At 45.3% G+C, this 982-nt stretch carries 1 protein-coding gene; it reads left to right on the top strand.

Going from position 1 to position 982, the window contains the following annotated elements:
• Window positions 1-174: 174 nt before the first annotated feature.
• Window positions 175-528, top strand: coding sequence for a HepT-like ribonuclease domain-containing protein (locus JWG43_RS17540; protein WP_338033283.1), 354 nt, complete (start codon window positions 175-177; stop codon window positions 526-528).
• Window positions 529-982: the final 454 nt, after the last annotated feature.

Below are 982 nucleotides of genomic sequence, written 5' to 3' on the forward strand. Positions count from 1 at the left end.
GATTCAGCAAAGACGTTCCAGAAGATGTTTATGAAAAGGTACAAGCCCTGAACAACAGGATTCTGCTGAAAAAGCTGCTCCGATCAGCTGCTCAAAGCGAGGACATTGACAGCTTCAAAAAAGTTCTTCAGGAGATCCATTCGCAACAACCTGAGGAATAACCACTTGCAAGATGTGCGAAAAATTAGGGACGCTTTCCTTGTTTTTGTGAAAAAAAAACGAACATTTCCAAAAGCTTATAAAATAGGGGAGGTGTCCCTAATTTTAAAGGCAGGTAACCCCGAGATTGAATGGTATAAAATTGCTGGATTACGTAATATTCTGGCCCACGACTATCTCGGTGTCGGCATGGAGACAGTATGGCTTGTTGTAAAGAATAACTTGCCAGAATTGCGCGATGCGTCAGGACAGCAATGGAATGAAAACCTCATGCAAAATGACGAATTAAACGCACTGTTCGTTCTTCCTATGCACGCGGCGGTAGGATGGGCAAACAGCCGTATCGTTTGCCCATGCTGTCACATATAGGAAGGCCTCCCGAATGAACTCCACCACGGGCGCAACCCATGAAATGACTTTGTAGGTTGCGGGTGAGGAACGAACCCCAACAAAACACCAGCAGTTCCCGCTTTGTCCTGAACCCCAGTGAATACGTGGTTCCTTAAAACAGTTTTCGCAAACTTTTCCAGCCCGCCAAGGAGGAGGGCTGTTATAACATATTAAAATTACATCATTATTTATTTTGGAGGCTTGTCGATTCTCCTTGACAATCTATAAAAGGTTGAGTCGCTTTTTCTTTGTAATATCAAATACTTGCAAAGGAGAAGCGCCATGTCCGTCAAAAAAATCGCCAAGCGTACCCGCCAGGAAACCCAAACATTCCGTCGAATCAAAATGCGTGCTCATCTCAATGCCGATGCCCTCTTTGCCATCATCCGTAAGGATCTGCAGCGGGTGCCCGATCATCGGGCCGCCAATACAT

The organism is Desulfobulbus alkaliphilus (assembly GCF_016918545.1).
GTDB lineage: Bacteria > Desulfobacterota > Desulfobulbia > Desulfobulbales > Desulfobulbaceae > Desulfobulbus > Desulfobulbus alkaliphilus.